Source organism: Streptomyces sp. SID14478 (assembly GCF_010548525.1).
Taxonomy (GTDB): domain Bacteria; phylum Actinomycetota; class Actinomycetes; order Streptomycetales; family Streptomycetaceae; genus Streptomyces.
In genome coordinates, this window is record NZ_JAAGMG010000129.1 from 1 (window position 1) to 766 (window position 766).

Below are 766 nucleotides of genomic sequence, written 5' to 3' on the forward strand. Positions count from 1 at the left end.
CGGGCCCGCCGAAGCCCGGACCGAAGGGCCCGAAGGCGGCACGCCGCCCCTCGAAGCCACCGCGCTCGAAGCCACCGCGGTCAAACCCGCCGCGGCCTTCACCGCCGTGTCCGTGATGTCCATGTCCGTGTTCGTGTCCGTGGGTACGCATGAGAATCAGTCCTTTCACAACTGATCGCAGGATTCTTTGACCGCGATCATTGACCGATCGCGATGCCTCAACGATATATCGGAAGAGTTCGCTTGGCAACACCCCGGAGCCGTCGGCCCGCCCAGGCGGGTGCGAAAGGTGGAAAGAGGCCAGCTCAGGGGCCGACCACGGTCGGATCCCCAGCTCCGTCAGAGGGGTGCCGTTACTGCGCGAACCGCTCCGGCCGGAAGTCCGCGAGCAGGTCGTCCCGCTCGCCGTCGAGGATCTCCGCAGCCAGCAGCCGGCCGATCACCGGGCCGAGCGTGATGCCGCTGTGGGACACCGCCTCGTAGTAGCCGGGCACGGACGGCACGGCGCCCACCGAGGGGAATCCGTCGGCCGGGACGGGCCGCCGGGCGACGCGTGTCCGGGCGATGCGGGCACCGTCGAGCTCCGGTACGACGTGCCGCGCCGACGCGTGGAGCAGGCGCCCGAGTGCCGCCGGTTCCTCACCCGTGTCGATGAGCGCGTCGACCTCTCGGCTGTGCAGCACCACGGACGCGTCCCCGTCGGGACGGATCTCGACGTGCGGGGCGTGCATGGCCCGGCGCACCGGGACCTGCGCGCACGCGAGCC

1 protein-coding gene is annotated in these 766 nt (G+C 70.9%); it reads right to left on the bottom strand.

What is annotated here, in order from left to right:
* Nucleotides 1-353: 353 nt before the first annotated feature.
* Nucleotides 354-766 (bottom strand): FAD-dependent oxidoreductase (locus tag G3I40_RS05035; RefSeq protein WP_164300938.1); only part of this gene is annotated, 413 nt, incomplete at its 5' end.